Raw genomic sequence first — 2,054 nt, 5'->3', positions numbered from 1 at the left:
ACCACGCTCAGATGGCAGTAATGTGCCGATGATCCCCCACTCGTCCTCCGTCAGCCCAATACGCTCGCCCAACGCCACCTCCAAAAGGCAGCCTTGAATCAACGCCCGATCCTGCTGTCAACCTTTGTCCACGAAACCTAGTACCACCGGCTTTTGTAATCTTCCCAAAATCTTTTACCTCCAGGTTTGCCACCGCAGCCAAGACATCTTTCGGGATTTCCCGAAGATCATAACGGACCCGTTCCTCGTTGCCGTAGCTCCGAAGCATGAAAATTCGCTCATATTCTTGGAGATGCGAGAGAATGCGTTCTTTCACCTGTTCGGGAGCATCTTCAGGACCGTTCAGGTCTCTAATCCACCGGGCCTCCATCAACTTTGAAATCGTGATCGACTTGGGATTTAAGCCCTTGGCGGCTTCAGTTTTAAGCGAGAAAAAGCGAGCATCGACTTCAAGATCAGCGCCTCGGTGGACCATGCTATCCGTTCGCTTCGCATCATGGCCGGTGCGTTTAAAGGATTGTTCGAGTATGTGTTCGAAGTTCTCCTTTTTCAGTGCCACTCCGCTTGATGCATGATGTGCGGCAAGACGAGTAGAAAAATATTCGAATGCATCTTCATCGAGAAAATCATTACGGATGTGCTCGCTAATTTGCTCTTCCGCAAATTTGGCGATGATGTCCGTAAGGACTTCAACTTGGATGGGGGAAAGTGATCGAAGGGCATTGACTGCCTGCTCAATATCTTGCCGTTTTGCATTCTCGTCTGGCATGAATTTTCCAAATTATTGAGTTCAGGAAACTATTGTGAGCCAGAGCCTGTCGGTCAAGGTCCGCACGGGCGTATTCCAGGGCTTCTCTTCCAGGCTAACGTCGGAGTTTGATTGAAACAGACGGCCACTTAGCCCACTGTGCCTTGATCCAGCAGTGCGCTCGGGTGGCAACCGAGAACAGCTGCTAATCTGCCGACGATGGCGCCAGATGGGTTGCTGCGGCCCGCCTCGATGCCGCGCAGATAGGTCTTCAGAGCCCGCGCCAACGTTATGCCAGTCTCGGCTGGCCCCTACGTCGGGTCTACGCCGGATTGTATCTGCGACATCAACGTCTTCGCCCGGTTACGAGCTTCGCGCAATCCGATCCGGTCGCAGCGGTCGATCTTGACCCGCACCGTCCTGACGTGACGCACGTCGCCCTGAACGGCATAGGAGCGCGCTGTCTTGTGGCATATGACCATCAGGCCTTTGACCTGCTCGTCCCGGAAGATGCCGGAGGCGAGAGGCAGGTCCCTGATGCGGGCTTCGGTGAGATTGCGTATGACCAAGCGACATTCCTTTTCAAGCACAGCGCCGAGCACCGAACGGCCGCTATCCTTCACTGCCGTCGACTGACGCCGAATGACTGAATGTCGCGGTTTTACGTGCCCGCGCGCCGCCCGACGACCATGATTGACCTCGAATGGCGCGATGTAGCGGGGCTTTTAATCGACAGATCGCTGGTTCGAACCCAGCTGGACTCACCACCTCCCCCCGACATCGCGATCGAAATCGCCCCGGCGCATCCTTGCCAATCGAGCGCGCGCATCCACGCCATTTCTGCGCGCAACGCACAACTATCGTGCCGACAAACGGCAGGACAGGACGCGCCCGGATGATATCGAGCGGGCGACGCGCTCGCTGCCAAGATCCGGGGCGCACACCGCGGTTTTGGAAAAGCGGGCGCGTCACCTTTCCCAGACCCGACCTTCCCCCATTGCGCCCACCCGCAAAAGAAAACGCGGCCCCGGAACATGCCCGGAACCGCGTCTTTGCCCTTCCCCCCAAGGGAATGGGATCAGAACTTGCCCTGGATACCGACGAAGAAGCGCTGACCGGGATAGGCCATCTCCACCGGCATATCGCTGTTGATATAGAGTTTGGTGGGTTAGCGTCCGCGCTCGTGGTGTAATTTCCGGTGTAGATTGAGGTGATCGCATGGGGTTGGGCATGCCCAACCCCATGCGATTTCGAACTCGGTGGCCACCGGGCTCATCGGTAAGGTGGAGTTACCACACTTCACACG

3 protein-coding genes are annotated in these 2,054 nt (G+C 56.5%); all 3 read right to left on the bottom strand.

Annotated features, from left to right (window positions below; all coding sequences use genetic code 11):
- Nucleotides 1-7 precede the first annotated feature (7 nt).
- Nucleotides 8-769 carry a hypothetical protein gene (locus tag AC13EK_RS00100; protein ID WP_483021942.1) on the bottom strand — a complete coding sequence of 254 codons (762 nt, stop codon included), beginning with the start codon at nt 767-769 and terminating at the stop codon, nt 8-10.
- Between the two features lie 128 nt (nt 770-897).
- Nucleotides 898-1,035 carry a helix-turn-helix domain-containing protein gene (locus AC13EK_RS00095; RefSeq protein ID WP_170828648.1) on the bottom strand — a complete coding sequence of 46 codons (138 nt, stop codon included), beginning with the start codon at nt 1,033-1,035 and terminating at the stop codon, nt 898-900.
- A 24-nt stretch (nt 1,036-1,059) separates the two neighbouring features.
- On the bottom strand, nt 1,060-1,317 hold the full coding sequence (locus AC13EK_RS00090) for an integrase arm-type DNA-binding domain-containing protein (RefSeq protein WP_202968899.1): 258 nt from the start codon (nt 1,315-1,317) through the stop codon (nt 1,060-1,062).
- Nucleotides 1,318-2,054 lie beyond the last annotated feature (737 nt).

This window comes from Sphingobium sp. L-44 (assembly GCF_056859495.1).
The sequence above is the reverse complement of the archived record's forward strand: the minus strand, read 5'-3'. Positions and strand labels throughout refer to the sequence as shown.